This is a genomic window from Polynucleobacter necessarius (genome assembly GCF_900095185.1).
Taxonomy (GTDB): Bacteria; Pseudomonadota; Gammaproteobacteria; order Burkholderiales; family Burkholderiaceae; genus Polynucleobacter.
Genome location: NZ_LT606948.1, coordinates 1,277,179 through 1,299,681 on the forward strand (window position 1 = coordinate 1,277,179; position 22,503 = coordinate 1,299,681).

The window sequence follows — 22,503 nt, forward strand, 5'->3', positions numbered from 1 at the left end:
TCTTATGAAGCCTATATGCTTTTTTCATCATCACTACGGTAGCGTATGGATTGGCTCCGAATTATGAAACTCTATTTTCTGAGGTTTGAAAATTCTTCCCATTACTTTAGGGGCGGTGATGTCTTTATTGGTAATTACCGATCACCCATTTAAGGGTCAGAATTCTGTTCAGTCGGATGCTTTCTATAAATTCATCGAATCGATCAAAACTCGTAAAGAGTAATATTTTATTGAATTACTATGCACTTATTTCCTGAGAATCTTGCAGTAGAAATCTCTACTTATTACCGTAACCTGGCTTTAGGTCATGAGGTCATCCCAAAGGTATTTACTTTGGTGAATGGTGAAGGTGATCAATACCTTTTTTTCATAGATGACCTGCCCATTGAGAAAGAAGAGGAGAAGAATCAGTTTTTGACCTATATTGTTCAAGAGTATGATGCAGTGTGCTATGCCCGCGGAACTCTGGTAATTGTTGAGAAGAATCAGCAATTTATTGAGTTTGCAGTGATTGAGCGAGATGATTCTGATGCCATTATTTGTTCAGCTGAGCTAACAAGGGATATGGACGATAAGCCGATTGGTTTAGGTGAGTTTGAAAAGACTCTAGTTAAGAAGGGCACCATTATCTTTGGTGGTCTTTTTGAGACTATTCAATTATCCGAAGACAAAATCGAGGATTTTCATAGTCTTTGGGTGGAGATGAAATCCAAAATTTTGCATCGCTCAATGGGACTTTAATTTGATGCCAAATAAAGCGATCGATTCAGGCTCATTGGAAAAAACTTTTAGTAAAGCCTCTGATAAAGCTACAGATAACATTCTTGATAATAGCGGTAAAATAAAAGGTTGGGATGATGGCATTTATACGCATATTGCAGCCTGCGTCCCACATGAAGAGGGTGCATATCTTATTAATCGGTTTGGGTTACGCTTTGATGAGGTAACCCCTGCAAACCTCGTAAAAGTTAACCTGCAAGGCGATGTTTTATGTGGTCTTGGTCCCCCGTGAATAAGTCGGGTGTTGCTATTCATGGAGCAGTGCATACTGCTAGACGTGACGCAGCGTGCGTAATGCACTTGCACGTGGATCCTGTAATCGCTGTTTCTGCACAAAAGCAGGGTTTACTGCCGATCTGCACTTAGAAATAAAAAGGCATTGCTGTTACACAATCATGGCAGCATCGTCTGTGGTGTCAGCATTCAGCAAGCCTTTTATTTAATAGATGCTCTCGATAAGGCTTGTAAAATTCAAGGCATAGCAGGCCGCAGGAGTTGGAGAATTAATCTTCCCTGATCCCTCGATTTGTATTGAGGGGCCCGCGTATCTTTCGTTGTTAGAAAATAGTCGATAGGAGATATAGGTGCCATTCATTCAAATTCAACTCTTCTCACAGTCAGATTCTTTAAGGATCACGCCCCTAATCAAAACTTTTTTATTCTTGGGGGGTTAATGATGAAAGTCTGCGTAATAAGTGGTGGTGGCGCAATTGGTGGCTATTTAGCTACAAAACTGGCTAGAGCCGGAAATCAAGTGACCGTGGTTGCCAGGGGGAGTCACGTTAAACGCAATTCAGCAATATGGGCTTATGCTTCACATGGAAGACGAGCCAAGGCTAATCATCGCCAAGGTGAAAGCAGTAGAAAAAATGAGCGATGTCGAAATTCCAGACGTTGCGATCCTAGCGGTTAAGGCTCATCAAGCCTCGCCGATTGTGGACGATTTAGCTCAATTAATGGGTCCAAATACTGCTTTAATTCCAATGCAAAATGGAATGCCATGGCGGTATTTCCAAGAGCAGCAAGGCCAATACCGTGATCATCTAGGAGAAACGGTTGATGCAGGTGGCGCCATTATGAAAAAATCAATCCTAAAAATATCATTGGATGCGTTGTCTATCCATACACATATTAGACGGGCTTTTTTATTCTGTTTTACCTGCAGTAATTCCTGACCACCAGTCACCTTTGCATTGACCTTGAAGCCAATCAATACACTGACTGACTTTAGTGGGGACATGTTTTGGTGATGAATAAACCGCGTGAATTTCTTGGGCAGGTAGCGACCAGTCTTCCAGAACAGGTTGCAAAATACGATCCTTCACTGATTGGTGAGCCACATACCATGGAACTACGGCTAAACCCATGCCATTTCTAGCGGCAGCCAGAATTTGAGGATAAATTATTAGCAGTAAACAGGCCTTTCACCTCAATTATTTCGGTCTGATCTTGATCTTTTGTAAAGCTCCAGCGGTGATCATCTTGAGCGGTTGTGTAGATTCAGGCTTGGTGATTGCGAATATCCTCCGGCTTTTTTGGTGCTGGATGTTCTTTCAGGTATTTCGGGTTCGCTACGAGAACCCAGGGGTTTAAGCCTAAAAAACGATATCCTAGTGAGGAGTCTGGGAGTCGACGCATACGGATTGCCAGAGCTACTCCTTGCTCAATCAGATTGATGTATCGGTCATCCATATTGAGATTAACCTCAAGCTCAGGATGGTGGGACATGAATTCCAAAATAGAGGGCATGAGAACGCGGCGCCCAAACGCTACAGAGGCACTAATCGTCAGTTCCCCCCCCCCGTACTTTTGATTGCATCAAAGAGGCTAGATCATCTACTTCTTCAATTTCTCGTGCAATGCCTTTGCGCTTTTCGTAATAAATCTTGCCAATTTCAGTAGGGGTCACACCCCTGGTACTGCGGTGCAGCAAAAGAGTTCCTAGGCGTTTTTCCATGCTAGCTACAAATTTAGTGACGGTAGGCTGGGTAATACCCAAATCCTCTGCAGCCTTTCTAAATGAGCCTGTCTCAACGACCCGGATGAATAGAAAGATGGCTTGAACGCGATCCATGATCCTTCTCTTTTGTAGCTATGAGGTCTTTTTACACTATTCCACCACGGAATACTAGATATAGATTTGCTGGTGTGCCCAAGTTGCCCGAATTTGAAGATCATTCTACTCATAGAAAAACGAGGAGACATGTATGGCTAAGATGAAAGCAGCAATGGCAGCAGTTTTGGCGATGGAAAAAGAGGGTGTAACACAAGCCTTTGGCGTCCCGGGTGCCGCAATCAATCCTTTGTATGCACAAATGAGAGAACGTCAATCCATTGCGCATGTTTTAGCTAGACACGAGATGTTGAAAAGGTGCTGTTTGGTGATAAAGGGGTTGCATCTGGATTATGAAAAGGCAAAACGGTGGTGGATATGAGCTCCATCTCGCCGATTGCCACCAAAGAATTTGCTAAAAAGATTAATGATCTAGGTTGCTTGTATTTAGATGCTCCAGTATCGGGTGGTGAGGTAGGCGCTAAAAATGCGACGCTATCTATCATGGTCGGCGGAGACGAGTCCGTATTCAATCAAGTAAAGTCGATATTTGATTTGATGTGTAAGAAAGAATATTAATTTGGTGGGTGGTAATGGCGATGGTCAAACCGCTAAAGTGGCGAACTAAATTATTGTGGCACTCAATATCGAGGCCATTGCCGAGGCACTTCTATTTGCTTCTAAAGCGGTCGCGGATCCAGCGAGAGTCCGTCAAGCATTGATGAGTGGCTTTTTTGCCAGCTCTAAGAGCTTAGACGTTCATGGAGACAATGGTGAAGGCCCTAGAAACCCTCGCTAATTTTGAAATAGGTCAAAAAAGCTAGAACTGTAATTTTAGAGATTCAAAGAAAGAACCGCCCACGGGCGATTTTTCTTTGAGAAATTGACAGTCTGTCATTGAAAAAAGAGCTTTTGGCCCCATATGAGACTTTGTAGAGTGTTTGGTGCCCAGGCAGGGACTCGACGACCCTCAACAACCTTGCGATCGCCAGCACCTGAAGCTGGCGCGTCTACCAATTTCCCCATCTGGGCATGCCTTTATTATAGAGGGATGGGCGTTTTTGGCTTATTTCTGCCATCATTCGGCTTTTTACCCTCAGACTTAGTGGTTTGATACAGTAGCCTTATTCATAACAAAAATAGATATCAGTAGATATATACAGGGCATGTATTGCCGAAGGGATTAAATGCGTAAAGCAAAAAACTTGATGCCACGTGAGGCTGACCGTTTAGGAACAGTTCAAGGGCATCGAGATGGGTTTGGTTTTGTAATCCCCGATGATGGTGGTGAAGATATTTTTCTCTCGGAAAGAGAGATGTCACGTGTGATGCATGGTGACAGCGTCCATGTCAGAGTCTTGGGAACTGATCGTCGTGGCCGTCCTGAAGGGCAAATCGTAGAGGTCGTTCTACACGCGAACAAGGTTGTGATTGGCCGCCTCTTGAATGAGAACGGCGTTCTGATTGTCGCACCTGAAGATAAGCGTATTGGCCATGACATCCCCATTCCACCAAAAGCACAGGGCAATGCAAAATTAGGCCAGGTCGTCAGCGTAGAGATCATTGATTACCCAGATAGTTCTCGTCAGGCCGTTGGTCGCGTGGTAGAGGTTCTAGGTGAGATTGATGATCCCGGTATGGAAATCGAAATTGCTGTTCGTAAGTACGGTGTACCTCATGAGTTTTCTGCGGCAGCGATGAAAGAGGCCGCTGCGCTGCCAGACTCAGTGCAGCAAGATGACCTAGAGGGTCGGGTTGATTTGCGGGATGTACCTCTTGTCACTATTGACGGCGCTGATGCGCGCGACTTTGATGATGCTGTGTACTGTGTGTCAGTGATGTATGGCAAGACAAAGGCATGGCGTTTGATTGTGGCAATTGCCGATGTATCGCATTACGTCAAGCCAGGTCATCCATTGGATGATGAGGGCTTATTACGAGCGACATCGGTGTATTTCCCGAGGCGAGTGATTCCGATGTTACCCGAGAAGATTTCAAATGGCCTGTGCTCGCTCAATCCAGGTGTAGACCGTCTATGTATGGTGTGTGACTCCGTAGTGGATAACAACGGCATTGTAGTGGCCTATCAGTTTTATCCAGCAGTAATGCATTCAGCGCAACGTTTTACCTATGAGACGGCTTGGAAGATCCTCTCCAATAGCAAGGGCCCCGAGGTCGCGCGCTTTGCACAGTTCCGCCCATTACTTGCAAACCTCTATTCGCTTTATAAGATTTTGTTAACAGCTCGAGAGCAGCGTGGTGCTATTGAATTTGAAACTACTGAGACGCAAATCATTAGCAACGAGCTTGGCAAAATTTTGCGCATTGAACCGCGTATTCGCAATGACGCACATCGCTTGATTGAAGAGTGCATGTTGACTGCTAACGTTTGTGCAGCTGACTTTATTGATAAGAACAAACACCTCAGTCTCTACCGTGTCCATGGCGAGCCATCAGAGGAGCAGTTGGTTACATTGCGCCAAGTGCTGAAAACTTCGGGCTTATCCTTAGGCGGTGGTGAAAAACCAAAGCCGCGCGATTTTGCTAAATTGATTCGGGAGATTAAAGATCGCCCTGACGTCAATATGCTTCAATCTGTTGTGCTGCGCGCAATGCAGCAGGCGATGTATCAGCCAGATAATGAGGGCCATTTTGGCTTGGCTTACCCAGCATATTCACATTTCACTAGCCCAATTCGTCGTTACCCTGATTTGCTGACGCATCGGGTGATTAAATCTATTCTGCAGAAAATACCTTATGTGCCAGTATTGTCGCCAAAGGTACCTCTGAATCTCACTCTGCCACGCAAAGGGAAGGGTCGTGAGAATGCGGTTAATGCTAAGAAATCACAAAGCGATGCTAAGGCAGGTGTAGCGAAGGGCGCAAGCACACCGAAGGGTGCTAATGCTGCATTGCCTATCTGGGGTCAATTAGGGGTTCACTGCTCATCTAATGAGAGACGTGCTGATGAAGCATCGCGTGATGTGGAAGCTTGGCTGAAGTGTTACTACATGCGGGATCATCTTGGCCAGGAATATGCTGGCACGGTTACTGGCGTTGCTAGTTTTGGTTTATTCATACAGCTTGAGAATTTATTTGTTGAAGGCATGGTGCACGTCACCGAGCTAGGGGGAGATTGCTTCCAATACGACGAGGCTCGTCAAGAATTGCGTGGTGAGCGAACTGGGATTCGTTATCGTTTAGGTGATCGTTTGCATGTCTTGGTGAGTCGTGTGGATTTGGATGCTCGTAAGATCGAGTTCAGTCTTGTGAAGACTGTTGGCGCAGAGCCTGGCGCTTCTTCTAATCGTCGTCAATTATTATTGGCAACTGATACTGGCAGATCAAACAAGAAAGCGGCCTCGCAAAGAAATCGTCCCGATAGCAAGGTTCCACAAAAACCGAGCGGTATTATTAATGTGCACGTCGCTAAATCTGCTGGTACGAGTAAGCTAGGCCGATCTGTTGGTAGGCCAGCTGGAAGCAAGCCTTCGGTACGCAGCACTAAAGCACGCCGCAAATAATAACTGAACAGAAAAGTTAATGAAGCAAATATTGGTAGGGTTTCATGCGATTCAAGCGCGCTTGCGAGTAGATCCAGATAGTTTGAAGTCGGTCTACTTTGATCCTAGTCGTCGTGATAGACGTATGGGCGCTTTTTTAAAGCAAGCCGAAGAGATTCTGGGTAAGCGCCTACATGCGGCTGATGCAGAGCGCTTACATAAATTAACTGGACATGATTGTCATCAAGGTGTAGTTGCGTTGGCAGAAAAAATGACCATTGCGCGTACCATCACTGAGGTGGTAGAGGATGTTGAGGATGCCCAGGAGAAGTCGCTATTCTTGGTCCTGGATGGCGTAACCGATCCCCATAACTTTGGCGCCTGTTTGCGCGTAGCGGACGGCGCTGGAGTTGATGCGGTAGTTATTCCGAAAGATCGCTCTGCATCGATTAATGCAACCGTGAGTAGAATCTCTAGCGGTGCCTCAGAAGTGATGCCAGTGATCACCGTAACGAATCTCGTTCGTAGTATGAAAGAAATGCAAGAAGGGGGTGTTTGGCTGATTGGTACGGATGACGAAGCGACCAAATCTATCTATGATATTGATCTGACGGGCTCCATTGGTATTGTGATGGGGGCCGAGGGTGAGGGAATGCGCCGTTTAACCCGTGAAAATTGCGATGAACTCGTTCGTATACCAATGCAAGGCGTAGTTTCAAGTTTGAATATTTCAGTTGCAAGTGGCGTATGCTTATATGAGGCATTAAGGCAGCGCCTAGTGCAAGCATCTAAAAAGTTGCCAAGTAATTCACTTTAAATAAGGACTTCTATGAAATGCAATATGGGACATACAGATCGCGTACTCCGAATGACTGTTGGAGTCACGCTGATGGGTTTGGCTGGTTTTGGTATCACTGGCCCATGGGCTTGGATTGGAGTCATTCCTGTATTGACTGGAATGATTGGTAACTGCCCCGCTTATTCAATCCTGGGTATTAATACTGGCAAGAAGTAATTACTTCGTTAGGAAGTGCCTCTAGCTTTTCAGTATCCACACAGAAGTTCCGAATACCTTCGGCTAGTTTCTCAGTTGCCATTGCAACATTATTAAGTTGCAGGCGGAAATGAGATTCATCTAGCTTCAATAGTGAAATACCCTCAGCCTCCAAAGCAGCCTGAGCATTATCTGAGCTCAGTTTCTTCTCAAGAGAGGCATGGCTGCTTTGTAATTCAGCCAATAATTCTGGGCTGATCGTCAGCAGGTCTACACCTGCCAAGGTTAATATTTGGTTGGTATTGCGAATGCTAGCACCCATAATCTCAGTAGGAGTGCCAAAATACTTGTAGTAGTGGAAGATTCTTTTAACGGAAGTGACTCCTGGATCATTGGCGCCACCGTTAGTTCTATCACTCCAGCTTGTACCAAGCTTTGCCTTATACCAATCGATAATACGACCGACGAATGGTGAAATGAGTGTGGCATTGGCTGCTCCGCAAATCCACCTCAGTAGAGACACGTCCCGGAACGATCTTTAAAATTTCTAAGCCGAACGCAACCAAGATGTAATCAACTAAATCAGTTGGACTCATGCCTGGATGAGCTTCTTTTACGGTGCGAACTAGATCTTGGTAATTGCTTTGCTGCGCAGTTTTCAGAATAAGCGAAGGGTTTAGTAGTGGCATCTTGCGGTTGAAATGCACGCATACGCTCAAAATCACCTGTATCAGCCACAACTGTGGTGAGTTTCTTGAGTTGCTCTAGTTGGCTCGTGGACGAAGAGACGTTGGTCATAGACTTAATCTTTGCTCTATAGTGGTTTTACGCTGAATATCATATGATAGATGGATTAATTACTCTGTTCCAGTAAAGGTATTTAGTAGGTATATGAATCAAGATCAACTAAAGCAAATGGTAGGTGAAGCAGCTAGAGATGAAGTGCTTAAGCTGCCTTCTGGACAAGTTTTGGGGGTAGGCACTGGATCAACAGCAAATTGTTTTATCGATGCGCTGGCTCCTCATAAAGAGCATTTTTCTGGCACTGTATCAAGCTCGAACGCTACTACCGAATGCTTACTAAAGCATGGATTCAAGGTTCTCGATCCGAATGACGTGCAGGTCTTGCCCGCTTATGTCGATGGTGCCGATGAAATCGATCTTGCCGGTTATATGATTAAGGGCGGCGGCGGGGCGCTCACGAGAGAAAAAATTATTGCTGCTATGGCTCAGCAATTTATTTGTATTTGCGATTCATCAAAGCAAGTGCCTGTACTGGGTAATTTTGCCTTGCCTGTCGAGATTATCCCACTCGCTCGGGGCGTTGTGAGTCGTGAATTAGAAAAGTTTGGCGGTAAGGTCGGTTTGCGCTTAGCAAAAAATATCCGCACTGACCTCAATCAAACCCCCAGCGAGCCATTTGTGACTGACAATGGCGGCTGGATCTTGGATGTAGCCGGTTTGCAGATTAGCGACCCACTCACCATGGAAGCGCAAATCAATCAAATTGCTGGCGTGATTACGGTTGGCTTATTTGCCAAAGAAAAGGCCAATATTTTGTTAGTCAGCAACGTATCTGACGTTGAGCGTATCGCTCTTTAATGACAACAACCTCAGTTTTTAGTTTTAGACATTAAACAACCCATCGGGTTGTTTGCTATGGTTTGCATGGTGCAGACACTCGGAAGAGATTTAGTGCCTTATAGCCTATAAGCGCATAGATGAACGTATTCTCATAGTGGCTTTCGCCAATGTAGCGGGGCACTACCACTGCCTCACCACAACTTTATCCTATGCTTGTCATTTGGGTCTGTCAACACTCTAAATCAAGAGTTACTCAATATTTAGTCCGTATTTATTCTGCAGTTGGTGGAACATAGCCCTGGGCAGTATCGGCGCCACCTTCAAAGAAGTACTTTTCTACCTGTTTTAAGAGGTATTGACGAGCTCTTGGATCAGCCATATTGAGGCGGTTCTCATTGATGAGCATCGTTTGCTGCTTTAGCCAGGCAGCCCAAGCCTCTTTGGAAACCTGATTCCATATTTTTTTGCCAAGCGCACCAGGAAGAGGTGCGAAATCCATTCCTTCAGCCTCTTTATTGAGTTTGATGCATTGAACCATGCGTGCCATCTGTAATGCCTTTCAAGTGCCCCTTATAAATCTTTAGTTAAAACCATGGACTTGCGGTCCCAATTATAAATTTGTTTTCTTTCTTCGGGTAAATCATCTACGGTTGCCCTTTTAAAGCCACGTTTCAAGAACCAATGTTCAGTTCTCGTAGTTAAAACAAATAATTTTTTAATACCTTCTTGTTTAGCGCGCATTTCTACCCGCTTGAGGAGGCGTTCGCCATCTCCCGACCCCTGAACATCAGGGTCAACAGCAAGACAGGCTAATTCACCAACACCATTCGGGAATGGGAAGAGGGCAGCGCAACCAAAAAGAACGCGGTCATGCTCAATCACTGAGAAACGCTGAATGTCCCGCTCGATCACGTCTTGTCCGCGAGCCGCTAAGATACCTTCCTCTTCCAAGGGCATGGTCAATTGCAAAATGCCACCGACGTCATCTTGATTGGCTTCACGCAAGTTCTCAATATCGGAAGAGGCCAACATCATGCCGATGCCATCATGGGTGAAAAGCTCCTCTAAAAGAGCGCCATCCTGATTGCAGGGTAAGAAATGCACACGACTCACGCCATCTCGGATTGCTCTTCCGGCGATATTGAGCAGACTCTTTATGCCTAGATCCATCTCTTTGATCTGGGCAATATAGTCTGGCAGTTGTGGTATTGAGAGTTCAGTAATGAGATCTCCCTCAGCATCTTTTAGGCCAGAGTAGGGGCTCAAGAAAATCAACTTATCTGCTTTGAGTGCAGCAGCAGTTGATGCAGCGATATCTTCATAGGCAAGATTAAATGTCTGGCCAGTTGGTGAGAAACCTAAAGGCGAAAGTAAAACAATCTTATTGCTATCCAATGATTGACGAATGGATCCTGAGTCAACTTTACGAACTAAACCCGTGTGAATGTAATCGATTCCCTCAACAACACCCACGGGCATTGCAGTGATGAAGTTTCCTGAGATCACCGAAATACGTGACCCTGCCATTGGAGTGTTGGGCAACCCTCTGCTAAAAGCTGCTTCAATATCAAGACGTAATTCACCAGCAGCTTCTTTGACGCACTCCAGCGCAGCTGCATCTGTGATCCGATAGCTATGCATGGTACTGTTACCAAACTTGCTTTTAATCTTGCGGAGCATGAGTTGCTCCTCAATCTGCGGGCGGATGCCGTGAACCAATACGATGCGCATGCCCATGGCATGCAACATCGCGATATCTTCAATGAGGTTCTCAAGACCGATTTCTTGGGCAAGTTCACCAGCAAAGGCAATGACAAAGGTCTTTTCTCGAAAGTTATGAATGTATGGCGCAGCATCGCGCAACCAGCCCACAAAAGGGAAGTTAGAGGTGGTTTCTTCGGCAATTGAGGCCTGGTTTAGTGCATTTGTTGGCATAGTGAGAAAATTATAGGGTGCAAGAGCCTATAAACCAACAAAAACCCAAAGCAATCCTCAGGCCTGCATCTGCTTCCAACACCCCGCGCAGGTTGGAGATTCGCTTTCCGGAGGAAAGGCCAGTCTCTGGTCAACGACAACTGATCAAGGATGCCTTGCACAGCCACCAGGTAGTCATCGTTTGTGGCGAGACGGGGTCGGGCAAGACCACTCAACTCCCCAAGATTTGTTTAGATTTGGGACGAGGTACGATCAATGGGGGCACATTGATTGGTCATACCCAGCCCCGCAGAATTGCAGCGACTGCCATAGCCAAAAGAATTGCTCTGGAGCTTGGCTCACCAATTGGATAGGATGTGGGCTACCAAGTTCGCTTTGCTGATAAATCGAGCATTACTGTGTCTATCAAGTTAATGACCGATGGCATCTTACTGGCAGAGACTCAGCGTGAACCACGGTTACGCGCTTATGACACGCGCATCATTACTTCAGCAACAATTGATGCGCAGCGATTTGCCGAGCACTTTGCTATCAATGGCAAGGTTGCCCCAGTGATAGAGGTGAGCGGGCGTTTGTTTCCGGTTGAGCAGCGCTGTGCACCGCTGGAGTCAGATATTAAACCTGATAGCAACAAAAGAATCAAAGACTGCTAAAGAGATTTCAGATGCTGTGGTTCAAGAGATTACGCAAAGATCATGTTTTGCAACAGCGCTTTCACCCTGAAGTTCTGAGTCTGTTTGCCCGTCAATCTGTCGTTGAGTGGGAAAGGGTGTTTAGTCCTGGTAATGGACGCAGAATTATTCTGACAAAAAACGTTGCCGAAACGTCTTTAACAGTACCCAATATTCGTTGGGTTATCGATAGTGGTGTGACACGAGTAAAACGCTACTCTTAGCGTAATAAGGTGGAGCAGCTTCAGATAGAACCTATCTCTCAGACAGCAGCCAATCAGAGAGCAGAACGCTGTGGTCATGTTTCAGATGGTATTTGCGTGCGTCTAGATAGCGAGCAAGATTACCAGGGGCGCGCACAGTTTACCGACCCTGAAATATTGCGTAGCTCATTAGTGACAGTACTTTTACGCATGAGCTCATTGCGTTCACCAAAAATTCAGCATTTCCCATTTATAGATAAACCTCTGGGAAGAGCAATCGCGGATGGTATGCAATTGTTGGATGAGTTAGGTGCGCTAGGCGAGAAAGGTTGGAAAGAAAATGGCTTCGCTGCAACATATGAGCAAGTCCACCTAGCTTTATTAACCGGCTTATTAGGTTATGTAGCCAAAAAAGATGAAGATGAAAAATCTCAAGATCGAAATAGCAAAACTGGTGGTTATGTAGGTGCTCGTGGTATTCGCCCATTTATCTAGCCAGGTTCTACTATTGGCAAAAAAGCGGGAGCTTGGATATTGGCAGGAGAGCTACAAGAAACCAATCGTATGTACGCCAGAACAATTGCCAAGATTGTGAGCCGCAATGGGTTGAGAGGGTAGCCCGCCCATCGCCTTGTTAAATCCCTGAGCGATCCATTTTGGGATAACCGTCAAGGCGAGGTAATGGCTTTTGAACGAGGCACTTTGTACGGCTTACTCATCTATCATGGTCGTCGTGTGCGTTATGAACCTCAAAAGCCTGAGAAAGCGATAGAGCTTTTTATTCGTCAGACGCTCGTTCAAGAGGAAATGTTTGGTTGCATGGATACCCCTGCACTCCAGCGTGAGACCGAGGCTGACGCAAAGAAAAAATACCCAAATACATTTGGATTTTTTTGGCATAACCGGCGCCTCATCAAAAAAATTGAAGCCCTAGAGCATCGTTCGAATAGACCAGATGTACTGGTCGATGATGAATTGCTCTTTGCCTTTTATGAAGCACGCATTCCAAAGGCAGTTTGTAGTCGCGAAGGTCTTAAAGCCTGGCTCAGCAAAGATAAAGAGCTTGATGGCCAACTTCGCTTAGAAAAGGCTGATCTTATGTGCCACGAGGCAGCTGGGATTACAGTGGATTGTTATCCAAAAACCATGCTAGTCGGCGGCGCTCAGCCGAGGCTCACTGATCACTTTGAGCCTGGTAGCCCTAAAGACGGAGTGACTCTAGTTGTACCTTTGACGCAGTTAAACCAGGTAGATGGCCGCCGATGTGAGTGGTTAGTGCCTGGCTGGCATGTGCGAGGAAAAAGTCTTACTCCTTCTGAAGTCTTTACCGCAAAAATTGCGTTGCCACTGCGTACCTTTGCCTGACTATGCAAAGTTTTTCTTGGAGCGCAGGCTAGAAGAAAAACAATTTGGTGTGGATGATGTTTTGGATAGTCTTATCAGCGATATTCGTAAAGAGCGTGGTCTTGAAATTAAACGTACTGACTTTAGACCAGAGTCATTACCATTACATTCTTCGATGAACTTTCGTCTGATTGATGAGTATGGTCGTCAGCTTGCAGTCGAACGGAACTTGCCTCGTTTAGGATCTGAGTATGGCCAGACTGCACGCAGCGCCTTCCAGGCGCTTGCCCAAGAGAGACTGCACAGGTAGAGCTTTGTATTGAGCTATTTGATAAAGAAAAGGCCAGTACCCCCCAGTACAAATAAAGGCGTCACAACTCGCAATATTGAGCAGGGCAGTTATCCTGCTCTGGTTGATCGTGGCGATTTCTGCGATCTCGAAGTTTTTGATGATTTAGAAGAAGCGCGTAAGCAGCAGGCTCTCGGGTTAAGGCGCTTATTTGCTTTAGGCAATAAAGATACTCTTAAAGCCTTGCAAAAGCAGTTACCTGGTATTCGCGAGCTCGGTTTGTTATATGTATTAATATCGGGTTAGTGGAGAGCCTCATTGAGCAAATTCTCAACTTGGCTCTAGAGAGGGCATTTATAATCGCGCCACTCTCTCAGTCAGCCCGAAGCAGTTTGCAGAGCGCTGGCAGGCTGGCAAACCTCGATTAGCGCTGATTATATTGCTCAAGAGATTTCTCGACATGCCTTAAATGCGCTACAATCCTACGCAGATCTACAGAAAAAAGTAGCCAGTGCAAAAGCGGTTTCACCAAGTGCTTATGCTGATAAGCAATCCCAAATGCAGGGGTTGATATATGCAAAATTTATTGCTGACATACCTTATGCGCAAATAGTTCATTTGCCGCGCTACTTGAACGCGATTGCTCTGCAATTTGATAAATTACGCTCTAATACCAGTCGTGATGCGCAATGTCACAAGGTCTGGGAGACGGTGCCACGTCCTTGGCAAAAACCCCTTCAGGGCAGTAGGGGTTCATCTGCCGATACGCTTTCTGAAGATCAAGCTCTGACGGATTTTCGTTGGCAGTTGGCAGAGTTGCGGGTGGCTTTATTTGCCCAGGAGCTGAAAACTCCAACCCCGATGTCCTTAAAGCACTTTGAAAAGGTTCTAGCAAGCTTGCGCCAAGTCAATTCGAAGCTAAATTCATAGGGACGCGGAGGGCTTTTTGACTGCTTCGATTGCTTACAATATAAGGATGCACACATTTATTAAGAATGGCGTTTTTCGCACAATTGCTTTCTCTGTTTCCATAGGCTTATTGCTAGTTAACCAAAGCACTTTTGCGCAGACTCCAAGCTCTACTGTTTCTTCCACAACATCTATGGCAAGTAATCAGCCCAAGTTGGCTGTGACTCTGAATGCAGGTGAGGCCTCAGTTAGTAAAGACGCCAAGTCATATTGCCTTCACAGCAGATAGCAAAATTGCATTTAGACATCACTGGACTCCCGGCAGGTCCAGACGATATGGAAATTACTCCTGATGGCAAAACGCTTTGGGTGACCCTTCGCTTTTCTAAAAAAGTAGGGGGGATCGATATCCCAACCATGAAGTTGGTGACAGTGTTCTCCGTATTGCATGCGTGTTCTTGCTCGGCTGTTTTTCATTGAGTGCACTAGTGCAAGCTGCTGAATGCGGTAAGAAGGTTTATCTCACCTTTGATCATACCTATTTCGTGAAATAGGGCCCCAAAGGTCAGGTGTTTGAAAAACCGCAATTTGGACCTAAAGCCGGAATGACAATTTTGTACAACGAAGCAGCCATGTGCAAAGAGATACGCAAGGTGGACCAGCGTTTTCAAGCGCTTACTGATCATCCTATTCAAAAGATTTGGCGCCGCGCCCCTGGCGGTAAAGCTGCTCCTCTCTTGATTCGTATGGGTGACATGTGCGGTTATCAACATATTGGCTGGGATCCTGCTGGCTTTTTAGGATATGTTGTTTGGAACTGCCATCTTCTCAAAAGATGGTCTATCCTACGTCACCGTTTCACAAAAGATCCTCACACAGCAATGGCAAGGTTTGGTACATGCCTTTAGAGGACTCATGCCTAAGTAAGCTGGAGATCTTGGGTTAATAGGAGTTGTATGGTCGGCTTGCAGCAGGTATTTAAATCCTTTGGAATGGCATTGATCGTAACCATGCACCCCCGCATGCTATGGCTTAGCTTGAGGTCATTTCTCATTGTGTCCGTTTTGTGGAGCGTTTTGATATGGCTCGCTTGGACTCCAGCACTCGAAGCCTTAAGGATTGGTTTAAACACCTCGATCTTTACCAGATGGATACAAGAAGGATTGATTTGGGCGGGTTTCGAAAATGCTAGAGCATGGATAGCCACACTATTTTTTGTTATGCTCATTATTCCCTTGATTACGATTAGCTTATTAGTATTCATTGCTTTTTCAACTGTACCCGCAATAGTGAAAATCGCTACCCGTCAATCGCCTTATCACGATTTGGAATGTAAGCAAGGCGGTGGATTCTTTGGTGGTCTGGTTTACACCGTATGGTCTGCTCTTATCTGCCTCACTTTAGTGATGCTGACCTTACCAGTTTGGTGGGTGCCACCACTTGTAGCTGTCTTGCCTCCATTGCTTTGGGGTTGGTTAACGATGCGCTTGATGTCATATGATGTTTTGGTGAAACATGCCAGCGCAGAAGAGCGCGATATTTTGATCCAAAAATATCGCCGGCCTTTACTCTGTATGGGTATTGTAGCCGGGATGTTGGGTGCTGTACCTACTTTTTTTTGGGCCACGTCTGCATTGGCCTTGGTGTTATTTCCAATTGTGAGCTTTGTTACTCTGTGGATTTACTCTCTCATTTTTGTCTTCGCTGCTCTCTGGTTTAGCTATTTTCTATTAGATGCCCTCAAGCAGTTAAGAGATGAAGAGCTAGATAAAGCCCTTACCGTGCAGTCGCGTGTTGTTGATATGGAACTTCCTAACCATGGTTAATGCAATAAAAAAAGTTGAAGTAGACGATCCAAGCAAGGCATCAAATAGGGCTCAGCGTCGCTTTGGTTTGATTGTGATTGGCGATGAAATATTGTCAGGGCGTCGCCAAGATAAGCACATGAGCAAGTTGATTGAATTGCTGAGTGAACGCGGCCTCAGTCTTGCATGGGCTAAGTATGTTGCTGACGATCCCGAGCAAATCACGGCAACTCTGAAAGCAAGTTTTGCTACTGGGGATGTTGTGTTCAGCACAGGCGGAATTGGCGCTACTCCTGATGATCACACGCGGCAATGTGCTGCACTAGCGCTAGGTACTAAAACCGAATTATATCCAATAGCTCAGGAGCTAATAGCAGGACGTATTCAATCGATGGCAGAGGGTGATCCCATTAAGGCAGATCTGCATACACCAGAAAATCAGCATCGCTTCAAGATGGGTGAGTTTCCGATCGGTAGTGAAATCATTCCGAACTCTTACAACCAAATACCGGGATTTCGGATTCGAGAGCATCACTTTGTTCCAGGCTTTCCTGTGATGGCTGCCCCGATGATGGCGTGGTGTTTAGATACGCATTACAAAGATCTCTTTCATCAAGAGAATTGGGCAGAACAGAATTTTATTATTCCCACAGGTATTGAATCGACACTTACTTCCCTTATGGAGCGCATAGAGGTCAATTTCCCTGGGGTGAAGGTATTTAGTCTCCCCTCGCTTGGGGATTCTGCCAAGGGTGGTGTGTATGCCCAGCGCCATATTGAGCTGGGCATCAAAGGCAACGCCAATCTCCTCGAGAGCGCTTGGCTTGCTTTGAGGGTGGGCACCCAAGAGCTTGGATACGAAATCCACGATATCAGCTAAGATAAATTGCACGAAAAGCTGCAATTACTGGGATTGCAGGCAATATATGGGGTAATTCAACACTTATATAGTGCAATAATCAGGGTTCCCATTTGTTTGCTTCAGTAAATTACATACATCCATTAGGCATGTTTGATGCCTGGAATAAACAAGGGTGTATGCCTTGAGTTTTGATTCCGAATTTAGTTCATAGAGGAGATTTACATGACGAAGACCGTCGCTGATGTGATGAAGTTAGTTAAAGAGCAAGAATGTACTTTCGTTGATTTCCGCTTTGTAGATACAAAGGGTAAAGAACAGCACACGACAGTTCCAATCTCTGCTTTTGACGAAGAAAAATTTGAGAGTGGTCATGCATTTGACGGCTCATCTATTGCTGGTTGGAAGGGTATTGAAGCTTCTGACATGTTGCTCAAACCGGATCCAACAACAGCTTACATTGATCCATTCTATGAAGAGCCAACTTTAGTATTGACTTGCGACGTTATCGAACCAGCTGATGGTCAAGGGTACGATCGTGATCCACGTTCTATTGCCAAGCGTGCCGAAGCCTATTTGAAGAGTACCGGCTTAGGTGATACCGCTTACTTTGGTCCAGAGCCAGAATTCTTTATTTTTGACGGTGTTCGTTGGGGTGCTGACATGCAGGGTTGCTTCGTGAAGATTGACTCCGAAGAGGCTCCATGGTCTTCAGATAAGGAAATTGAAGGCGGCAATACTGGCCATCGTCCAGGCAAGAAGGGCGGTTACTTCCCAGTTGCGCCAGTAGATACATTTCAAGACATGCGTTCTGAAATGTGTTTGATTCTTGAATCATTGGGTATTCCAGTTGAAGTGCACCACCACGAAGTTGCTGGCCAAGGTCAGAATGAATTGGGTACCAAGTTCAGCACATTGGTGCAGCGCGCTGACTGGACTATTTGGCAGAAGTATGTCATTCAAAATGTAGCTCATGCTTACGGTAAAACTGCAACATTTATGCCTAAGCCAGTAGTTGGCGATAACGGTTCTGGTATGCACGTTCACCAATCTGTTTGGAAGAACGGTGAGAACTTGTTTGCTGGCAATGGTTACGCAGGCTTGTCAGAATTCGCATTGTTCTATATTGGCGGCATCATCAAGCACGCTAAAGCATTGAATGCGATTACTAATCCGGGTACAAACTCTTACAAGCGTTTGATTCCAGGCTTTGAAGCTCCAGTGAAGTTGGCTTACTCTGCACGTAATCGTTCTGCTTCAATCCGTATTCCACACGTTGCGAATCCAAAAGGCCGTCGTATCGAGACTCGCTTCCCAGATTCATTGGCCAACCCATACTTGGCATTCTCTGCCTTGTTGATGGCTGGTTTAGATGGGGTGCAAAATAAGATTCATCCAGGCGAAGCTGCTGACAAGAATTTGTATGACTTGCCACCCGAGGAAGATGCAAAGATTCCAACAGTTTGTGCGAGCTTGGAAGAGGCTTTGCATGCATTGAAGAAAGATCATGAATTCTTGACTCGCGGTGGAGTATGCACTGAATCGATGATTGATGCATATATCAATTTGAAGATGGAAGATGTCACACGTTTCCGTATGACAACCCATCCTATCGAATTTGATATGTACTACTCCCTGTAGCCTGCCTGATATTTTTTGGGGGTCGTGAACAATTCATTCAGGCAGTTCTGAATATTGTTCATAACGTCGCCCAGGCGCTCTCAGAAGAGATTCGTAGCGGGGTTACGCAAATTGAATTAAAGATTCGGGCAGCGCGCTCAGTTGCGATTGCAAAACATCGCTATGAGCTGGCGATGGATTTGCATGTAATAGATAACGGACCCGGCCACCGGTGAAGGAGGTACCGGTAAAGAAATGATTGCTCATGCCTTACACAAACATAGCCATTGCGCTAAGGGGCCTTTCGTATCTTTGAGTACCTCTGCTGTCCCAAAAGATTGATTGGATCGTATTGGTGGTCAAGATCCGATTAAAGCCAATGTGCGGATTATTGCGTCAACGCATCATAATCTCGATGCAAGGGTTGCTGCGGCTCTCTTCCGCGAAGACTTATTACATCGCATCAATGTGATTCGTTTGCGCATGCCTTCCTTGCGTGAACGCAGTGAAGATATTCCAATGCTTGCCAGATACTTTATGTTGAGTTGCGCTAAATCTTTGGGCGTTGAGCCGAAGAAGCAGTCTGATTAGGTTCTAAAAGAAATCAGCGCAATGCTTTTTTCAGGCAACGTACGTCAATTGGAAAACTTGTGCCATTGATTCACTGTGATGACGCCTGCCAATGTAATTGGAGTGAGTGATTGTCCTGCTGATATCGTTGCACAGGCAAGTGCATAACCGGTTATACTGCATGGCGAATCTTCTTCTGGTACTTCGTCTTTAATCAAGGCGGCGGCATCCGGCGACTGGGAGAGTGGCTTAGGGCGTTTAGTTGTGAAAATGTTGCAAGATGGTGATAAAGAAGTATTTGATCTCTTGACTGCACGTTTTGAAAAAGCAGTTCTTCAAGCAGCTCAGCGCATAAGTATTGGTCGCAATACGATTACCCGCAAGTTGCAAGAGTTAGGAATTGATGACTGATTGTGTAAGGATAGCTACGTGGAATGTGAATTCTTTAAAAGTTCGCCTTCCACAGGTGCTTCGTTGGTTGCAAGATCAAGAGGCATCTAAAAAGCCGATTGATGCACTTTGTTTGCAAGAGCTCAAACTCACGGATGATAAATATCCGCACAAGGATTTGGAAGATGCTGGGCATATTAGTTTGGCGACGGGGCAAAAGACCTATAACGGGGTTGCAATTATTCTACGTAAGGCATCCTTGGCACCAATTGCTTCTACTTTAGAAACAGCTTTCCTAAAACCTGTCAGAAATATTCCTCGCTTTGAAGATGAGCAGCAGCGTATTTTGGCAGCAACAGTCTGCTTTGCAGGTTCTCAGCCACTCAGGATAGTTTCAGCATACTTTCCGAATGGACAGTCGCCCGATAGCGATAAGTTCCAATACAAGCTCGGATGGCTAAAGGCTATGCAAAACTGGCTTGCAGAAGAGCTCAAACACAATCAACGCTTAGCGCTTTTGGGCGACTTTAATATTGCTCCGGCAGATCAAGATGTTTATGATCCCAAGGCTTGGGAGGGGCAGAACTTAGTCTCGCCACTAGAGCGTGAAGCATTTCAAGAGCTTATTAAGCTGGGCCTTACTGATGCGTTCAGAATGTTTGAGCAAGCACCCAAAACCTATAGTTGGTGGGACTATCGAATGATGGGCTTTAGAAGAAATGCTGGTTTACGCATCGATCACATCTTGTTAAGCGAAGCGCTTAAAGATCGGTGCACTGCGAGTTTTGTGGATAAAGAACCCAGATCCTGGGAGCAACCATCAGACCATGCTCCCGTGATTGCCACTATTCAAAAGATTTTGTGAAATTATGTAGCTTAGACAGTCAAGAAGTGCTGGCTTAGAGCTCTTAAGACATAGTGTTTAATATATATAGGGCCTGAACTTTACCTACCATTCTTTGACATGAAAGAATTTGCCCGCAATTCAGCTTGAGTATTTGGTCTAGTCCTGAGCATGCTTTCTCCAGCTATTTACGCAGATCCTCCAGTACAAGCTTTTTATGCGGCCGTCCTCAAGATGGCGCGTGCAGGTAAATTAGGTCAAGTAATCAAGCAAGAGTCGATAGCAACATCTATCACGGGTGCGCAGGCCTGGAAGATTGCCTATATTTCTTCTGATATATCTGGTCGAAAAACGATTTCAACAGGTAACCACCTAAGGGTGGTTTTTCATGATCTGGTTTTGAGAGAGGTGATAAAAGGATTAAGCTAGACCATCGTGTCTTAATAATGCGTCAATACTGGGTTCTCGACCTCTAAAGGCTTTGAAGGATTCAGCTGCTGGACGACTACCGCCCACTTCCAAAATGTCTTCGCGATAACGAGTGCCGGTTCTTTCATTCAAGACACTGCCAGTCGGTTTTGCAGCCTCTTCGAAAGCAGAGTAAACATCCGCAGAGAGAACTTATGCCCACTTGTAGCTGTAATAACCCGCCGCATACCCTCCGGTAAAAATATGACTAAAGGTATTGATCCAACGTGAAAGGGCCGGTTGCGGAATCACGTTAAATTGATCAGCAATCTCTCGGGATAGTTTCAATACAGCATGGCCATGGGCTGTCTTGACGTCAAAACTTGAATGCAGACGCCAGTCAGTTAATGACATGACGATTTGACGCAGAGTCCTATAACCATTTTAGAAATTTTTGGCGGCTAACATTTTGTCAAATAATTCCTTGGAGAGTGGTTTGCCAGTTTCTGCATGGGCAGTCATTTTTTCTAGAACTTCCCACGCCCAACAGAAGTTTTCAATAAACTGGCTTGGTAACTCCACGGCATCCCATTCAACGCCATTAATCCCTGATACGGCTAAAGCACTGACTTGAGTTAAGAGGGGGTGCAATCCATGCCCACTTTCATGGAAAAGAGTGATGACGTCATCATGGGTGATGGTTGGTTGACGAAGTACGCCATCAATTGTGACAGGCGGTGCAAAGTTGCATACCAGGTAGGCAACTGGAGCTTGAATCTCTCCATTGGGCAATACTCTACGACCACGGGCATCATCCATCCAAGCACACCGCTGCGCTTACCAGGGCGAGCATAGGGATCTAAATAAAAATAAGCCACGATATTTTTCTTGACATTTTCAGAGAAAGAATAACGCTCTTGCTTCAATTTTTCTGATGCAAAAGCTACATCCCATGGCTCTAAACCATCGGTGATACCCAGATTCGTTTTAGCAAAGCCAGGGAGTTCTTGCCAATCCTTAAGAGTAAACGGCTTAGCTTTTTCTGCGACGTTGGTTAGAAAGGAATCTACTGCCTCAACACTACTTGCCATCTTTGGTGCCAAACTTAAGGACGCATAGTTTTTAAATCCCAGCACGCGTGCTTTTTCATCGCGCAGACTTAATTGATCAAGTATATTTTGAGTGTGATTCCACTCTAATGTACCCTGTGAATACTGGGGCCCAAGTTCAGAAGCTCTTTTGTGACATAGGCTTCATACATTAAGCGACGCAGTGCACGGTTTTCTGAATACGGCATGAGTGGGTAATAAGAGGGGAAGTGCAGAGTAGAGGCCCAGCCTTTTAACTGCTTCTGTTCGGCTGTATCTACCGCCGCAACAATAGCATCCTCAGGTAATCCCATTAAGTCAGCATTATCAGTTCTCATATGCTGTTCGTAACTCTGATGTGTTGGCAACGCTATTTAAATGAGAAATCACACCGCAAGAGCTATCTAGCGCTTCGGTTGCATCCTCTAATGGTTCAGCCAGGGCGTTCTATGTAGAGGGGGTATTGGGGTTGACGGCAATATCTACGGATTTTTGTGCGAGATCGAGAAGATATTCAATTGCAGGGGCAATGTGCTCAGGCTTAACTTCAGAGTAGGCAGCAATGTCACGCCCAAAAGTCACCAAAGGGTTGTTTTGTAATGCTGCGGGAAGCGGAAGGGGGGTAGATGTAGTCCTCCCCCTAGCTTAATGGAG

24 protein-coding genes, 1 tRNA gene and 8 pseudogenes are annotated in these 22,503 nt (G+C 45.6%); 25 read left to right on the plus strand and 8 right to left on the minus strand.

Going from position 1 to position 22,503, the window contains the following annotated elements; translation table 11 throughout:
• Positions 1-85 precede the first annotated feature (85 nt).
• The 6 genes and pseudogenes from DXE31_RS09780 (at position 86) to DXE31_RS07360 (ending at position 1,955) form a co-directional block, all read left to right on the plus strand.
• A complete protein-coding gene (locus DXE31_RS09780; RefSeq protein ID WP_162785568.1) occupies positions 86-223 on the plus strand; it encodes a hypothetical protein in 138 nt (45 codons plus the stop codon).
• Between the two features lie 17 nt (positions 224-240).
• Positions 241-741 (plus strand): hypothetical protein, encoded by a 501-nt coding sequence (locus DXE31_RS07340; protein ID WP_114698335.1) that lies wholly within the window; start codon positions 241-243, stop codon positions 739-741.
• Between the two features lie 4 nt (positions 742-745).
• A complete protein-coding gene (locus DXE31_RS12160) occupies positions 746-1,012 on the plus strand; it encodes a class II aldolase/adducin family protein (RefSeq protein ID WP_114698336.1) in 267 nt (88 codons plus the stop codon).
• Positions 991-1,297 (plus strand): annotated as a pseudogene (locus tag DXE31_RS12980) (class II aldolase/adducin family protein). The gene DXE31_RS12160 and the pseudogene DXE31_RS12980 overlap by 22 nt, the downstream one beginning before the upstream one ends.
• A 159-nt stretch (positions 1,298-1,456) precedes the next feature.
• A complete protein-coding gene (locus DXE31_RS12165) occupies positions 1,457-1,693 on the plus strand; it encodes a ketopantoate reductase family protein (protein ID WP_269460632.1) in 237 nt (78 codons plus the stop codon).
• Positions 1,590-1,955 (plus strand): ketopantoate reductase family protein, encoded by a 366-nt coding sequence (locus DXE31_RS07360; protein WP_269460600.1) that lies wholly within the window; start codon positions 1,590-1,592, stop codon positions 1,953-1,955. The genes DXE31_RS12165 and DXE31_RS07360 overlap by 104 nt, the downstream gene beginning before the upstream one ends.
• On the opposite strand, the gene DXE31_RS12495 is transcribed toward DXE31_RS07360, so the two are convergent.
• The 3 genes from DXE31_RS12495 to DXE31_RS12505 form a co-directional block, all read right to left on the minus strand.
• Entirely contained in the window at positions 1,926-2,147 is a 222-nt protein-coding gene (locus tag DXE31_RS12495) for a LysR substrate-binding domain-containing protein (protein ID WP_331852010.1), read from the minus strand. The genes DXE31_RS07360 and DXE31_RS12495 overlap by 30 nt on opposite strands.
• A 133-nt stretch (positions 2,148-2,280) precedes the next feature.
• Complete coding sequence (locus tag DXE31_RS12500) at positions 2,281-2,529, minus strand: LysR substrate-binding domain-containing protein (RefSeq protein WP_331852011.1); 249 nt, start codon at positions 2,527-2,529, stop codon at positions 2,281-2,283.
• 31 nt (positions 2,530-2,560) lie between these two features.
• Positions 2,561-2,854, minus strand: a complete 294-nt coding sequence (locus tag DXE31_RS12505; RefSeq protein ID WP_231969467.1) for a LysR family transcriptional regulator — start codon at positions 2,852-2,854, stop codon at positions 2,561-2,563.
• Between the two features lie 133 nt (positions 2,855-2,987).
• Here DXE31_RS12505 and DXE31_RS07370 point away from each other — a divergent pair.
• Positions 2,988-3,137, plus strand: a pseudogene (locus tag DXE31_RS07370) (thiamine pyrophosphate-binding protein); the annotation flags it as partial.
• A pseudogene (locus DXE31_RS07375) lies at positions 3,134-3,602 on the plus strand (NAD(P)-binding domain-containing protein); the annotation flags it as partial. The pseudogenes DXE31_RS07370 and DXE31_RS07375, both read left to right, overlap by 4 nt.
• A gap of 173 nt (positions 3,603-3,775) precedes the next feature.
• Here the strand turns inward: DXE31_RS07375 and DXE31_RS07380 are convergent.
• A tRNA-Leu gene (locus tag DXE31_RS07380) sits at positions 3,776-3,865 on the minus strand.
• Between the two features lie 155 nt (positions 3,866-4,020).
• Here DXE31_RS07380 and rnr point away from each other — a divergent pair.
• From rnr to DXE31_RS07395, 3 genes are read left to right on the plus strand one after another with little or no spacing between them, the layout of a single operon-like run.
• Positions 4,021-6,357 carry a ribonuclease R gene (gene rnr / locus DXE31_RS07385; RefSeq protein WP_114698339.1) on the plus strand — a complete coding sequence of 779 codons (2,337 nt, stop codon included), beginning with the start codon at positions 4,021-4,023 and terminating at the stop codon, positions 6,355-6,357.
• Positions 6,358-6,376: 19 nt separating this feature from the next.
• Positions 6,377-7,153 carry a 23S rRNA (guanosine(2251)-2'-O)-methyltransferase RlmB gene (gene rlmB, locus DXE31_RS07390; protein WP_114698340.1) on the plus strand — a complete coding sequence of 259 codons (777 nt, stop codon included), beginning with the start codon at positions 6,377-6,379 and terminating at the stop codon, positions 7,151-7,153.
• A 12-nt stretch (positions 7,154-7,165) separates the two neighbouring features.
• On the plus strand, positions 7,166-7,351 hold the full coding sequence (locus tag DXE31_RS07395) for a YgaP family membrane protein (protein WP_114698341.1): 186 nt from the start codon (positions 7,166-7,168) through the stop codon (positions 7,349-7,351).
• Here the strand turns inward: DXE31_RS07395 and DXE31_RS07400 are convergent.
• Positions 7,332-8,128: pseudogene (locus DXE31_RS07400) on the minus strand (transaldolase family protein). The gene DXE31_RS07395 and the pseudogene DXE31_RS07400 overlap by 20 nt on opposite strands.
• A 93-nt stretch (positions 8,129-8,221) precedes the next feature.
• Between DXE31_RS07400 and rpiA the strand changes: the two are divergent.
• On the plus strand, positions 8,222-8,932 hold the full coding sequence (rpiA, locus tag DXE31_RS07405; RefSeq protein WP_114698342.1) for a ribose-5-phosphate isomerase RpiA: 711 nt from the start codon (positions 8,222-8,224) through the stop codon (positions 8,930-8,932).
• A 253-nt stretch (positions 8,933-9,185) separates the two neighbouring features.
• On the opposite strand, the gene DXE31_RS07410 is transcribed toward rpiA, so the two are convergent.
• Both DXE31_RS07410 and argA read right to left on the minus strand, forming a co-directional pair.
• A complete protein-coding gene (locus DXE31_RS07410) occupies positions 9,186-9,461 on the minus strand; it encodes an oxidative damage protection protein (protein ID WP_114698343.1) in 276 nt (91 codons plus the stop codon).
• A 23-nt stretch (positions 9,462-9,484) separates the two neighbouring features.
• Entirely contained in the window at positions 9,485-10,849 is a 1,365-nt protein-coding gene (gene argA / locus DXE31_RS07415) for an amino-acid N-acetyltransferase (RefSeq protein WP_114698344.1), read from the minus strand.
• 53 nt (positions 10,850-10,902) lie between these two features.
• On the opposite strand from argA, the pseudogene DXE31_RS12985 reads away from it, so the two are divergent.
• The 13 genes and pseudogenes from DXE31_RS12985 to DXE31_RS07505 form a co-directional block, all read left to right on the plus strand.
• Positions 10,903-12,941, plus strand: a pseudogene (locus DXE31_RS12985) (DUF3418 domain-containing protein); the annotation flags it as partial.
• Between the two features lie 70 nt (positions 12,942-13,011).
• Positions 13,012-14,286: pseudogene (locus DXE31_RS12175) on the plus strand (DUF3418 domain-containing protein).
• A 273-nt stretch (positions 14,287-14,559) separates the two neighbouring features.
• Positions 14,560-14,745 carry a YncE family protein gene (locus DXE31_RS07465; RefSeq protein ID WP_114698353.1) on the plus strand — a complete coding sequence of 62 codons (186 nt, stop codon included), beginning with the start codon at positions 14,560-14,562 and terminating at the stop codon, positions 14,743-14,745.
• Between the two features lie 125 nt (positions 14,746-14,870).
• Positions 14,871-15,173, plus strand: a complete 303-nt coding sequence (locus tag DXE31_RS07470; RefSeq protein WP_197712193.1) for a polysaccharide deacetylase family protein — start codon at positions 14,871-14,873, stop codon at positions 15,171-15,173.
• Between the two features lie 48 nt (positions 15,174-15,221).
• Entirely contained in the window at positions 15,222-16,091 is an 870-nt protein-coding gene (locus DXE31_RS07475) for an EI24 domain-containing protein (RefSeq protein ID WP_114698354.1), read from the plus strand.
• On the plus strand, positions 16,084-16,950 hold the full coding sequence (locus tag DXE31_RS07480; protein ID WP_269460601.1) for a competence/damage-inducible protein A: 867 nt from the start codon (positions 16,084-16,086) through the stop codon (positions 16,948-16,950). Before DXE31_RS07475 ends, DXE31_RS07480 begins: the two co-directional genes overlap by 8 nt.
• A gap of 204 nt (positions 16,951-17,154) precedes the next feature.
• Positions 17,155-18,570 (plus strand): type I glutamate--ammonia ligase, encoded by a 1,416-nt coding sequence (glnA, locus tag DXE31_RS07485; protein ID WP_114698355.1) that lies wholly within the window; start codon positions 17,155-17,157, stop codon positions 18,568-18,570.
• Positions 18,571-18,581: 11 nt separating this feature from the next.
• Positions 18,582-18,776 (plus strand): annotated as a pseudogene (locus DXE31_RS11570) (ATP-binding protein); the annotation flags it as partial.
• Entirely contained in the window at positions 18,763-18,891 is a 129-nt protein-coding gene (locus tag DXE31_RS11575) for a sigma 54-interacting transcriptional regulator (protein WP_269460633.1), read from the plus strand. The pseudogene DXE31_RS11570 and the gene DXE31_RS11575, both read left to right, overlap by 14 nt.
• Positions 18,892-19,140 (plus strand): sigma 54-interacting transcriptional regulator, encoded by a 249-nt coding sequence (locus DXE31_RS11580; RefSeq protein ID WP_231969468.1) that lies wholly within the window; start codon positions 18,892-18,894, stop codon positions 19,138-19,140.
• 243 nt (positions 19,141-19,383) lie between these two features.
• Positions 19,384-19,530 (plus strand): hypothetical protein, encoded by a 147-nt coding sequence (locus DXE31_RS10540; protein WP_197712194.1) that lies wholly within the window; start codon positions 19,384-19,386, stop codon positions 19,528-19,530.
• On the plus strand, positions 19,523-20,374 hold the full coding sequence (xth, locus tag DXE31_RS07500) for an exodeoxyribonuclease III (RefSeq protein WP_114698356.1): 852 nt from the start codon (positions 19,523-19,525) through the stop codon (positions 20,372-20,374). The genes DXE31_RS10540 and xth overlap by 8 nt, the downstream gene beginning before the upstream one ends.
• A gap of 150 nt (positions 20,375-20,524) precedes the next feature.
• Complete coding sequence (locus DXE31_RS07505; protein ID WP_114698357.1) at positions 20,525-20,782, plus strand: hypothetical protein; 258 nt, start codon at positions 20,525-20,527, stop codon at positions 20,780-20,782.
• Here DXE31_RS07505 and DXE31_RS07510 read toward each other — a convergent pair.
• Positions 20,774-22,431 (minus strand): annotated as a pseudogene (locus DXE31_RS07510) (M3 family metallopeptidase). The gene DXE31_RS07505 and the pseudogene DXE31_RS07510 sit on opposite strands and share 9 nt — an antisense overlap.
• Positions 22,432-22,503: the final 72 nt, after the last annotated feature.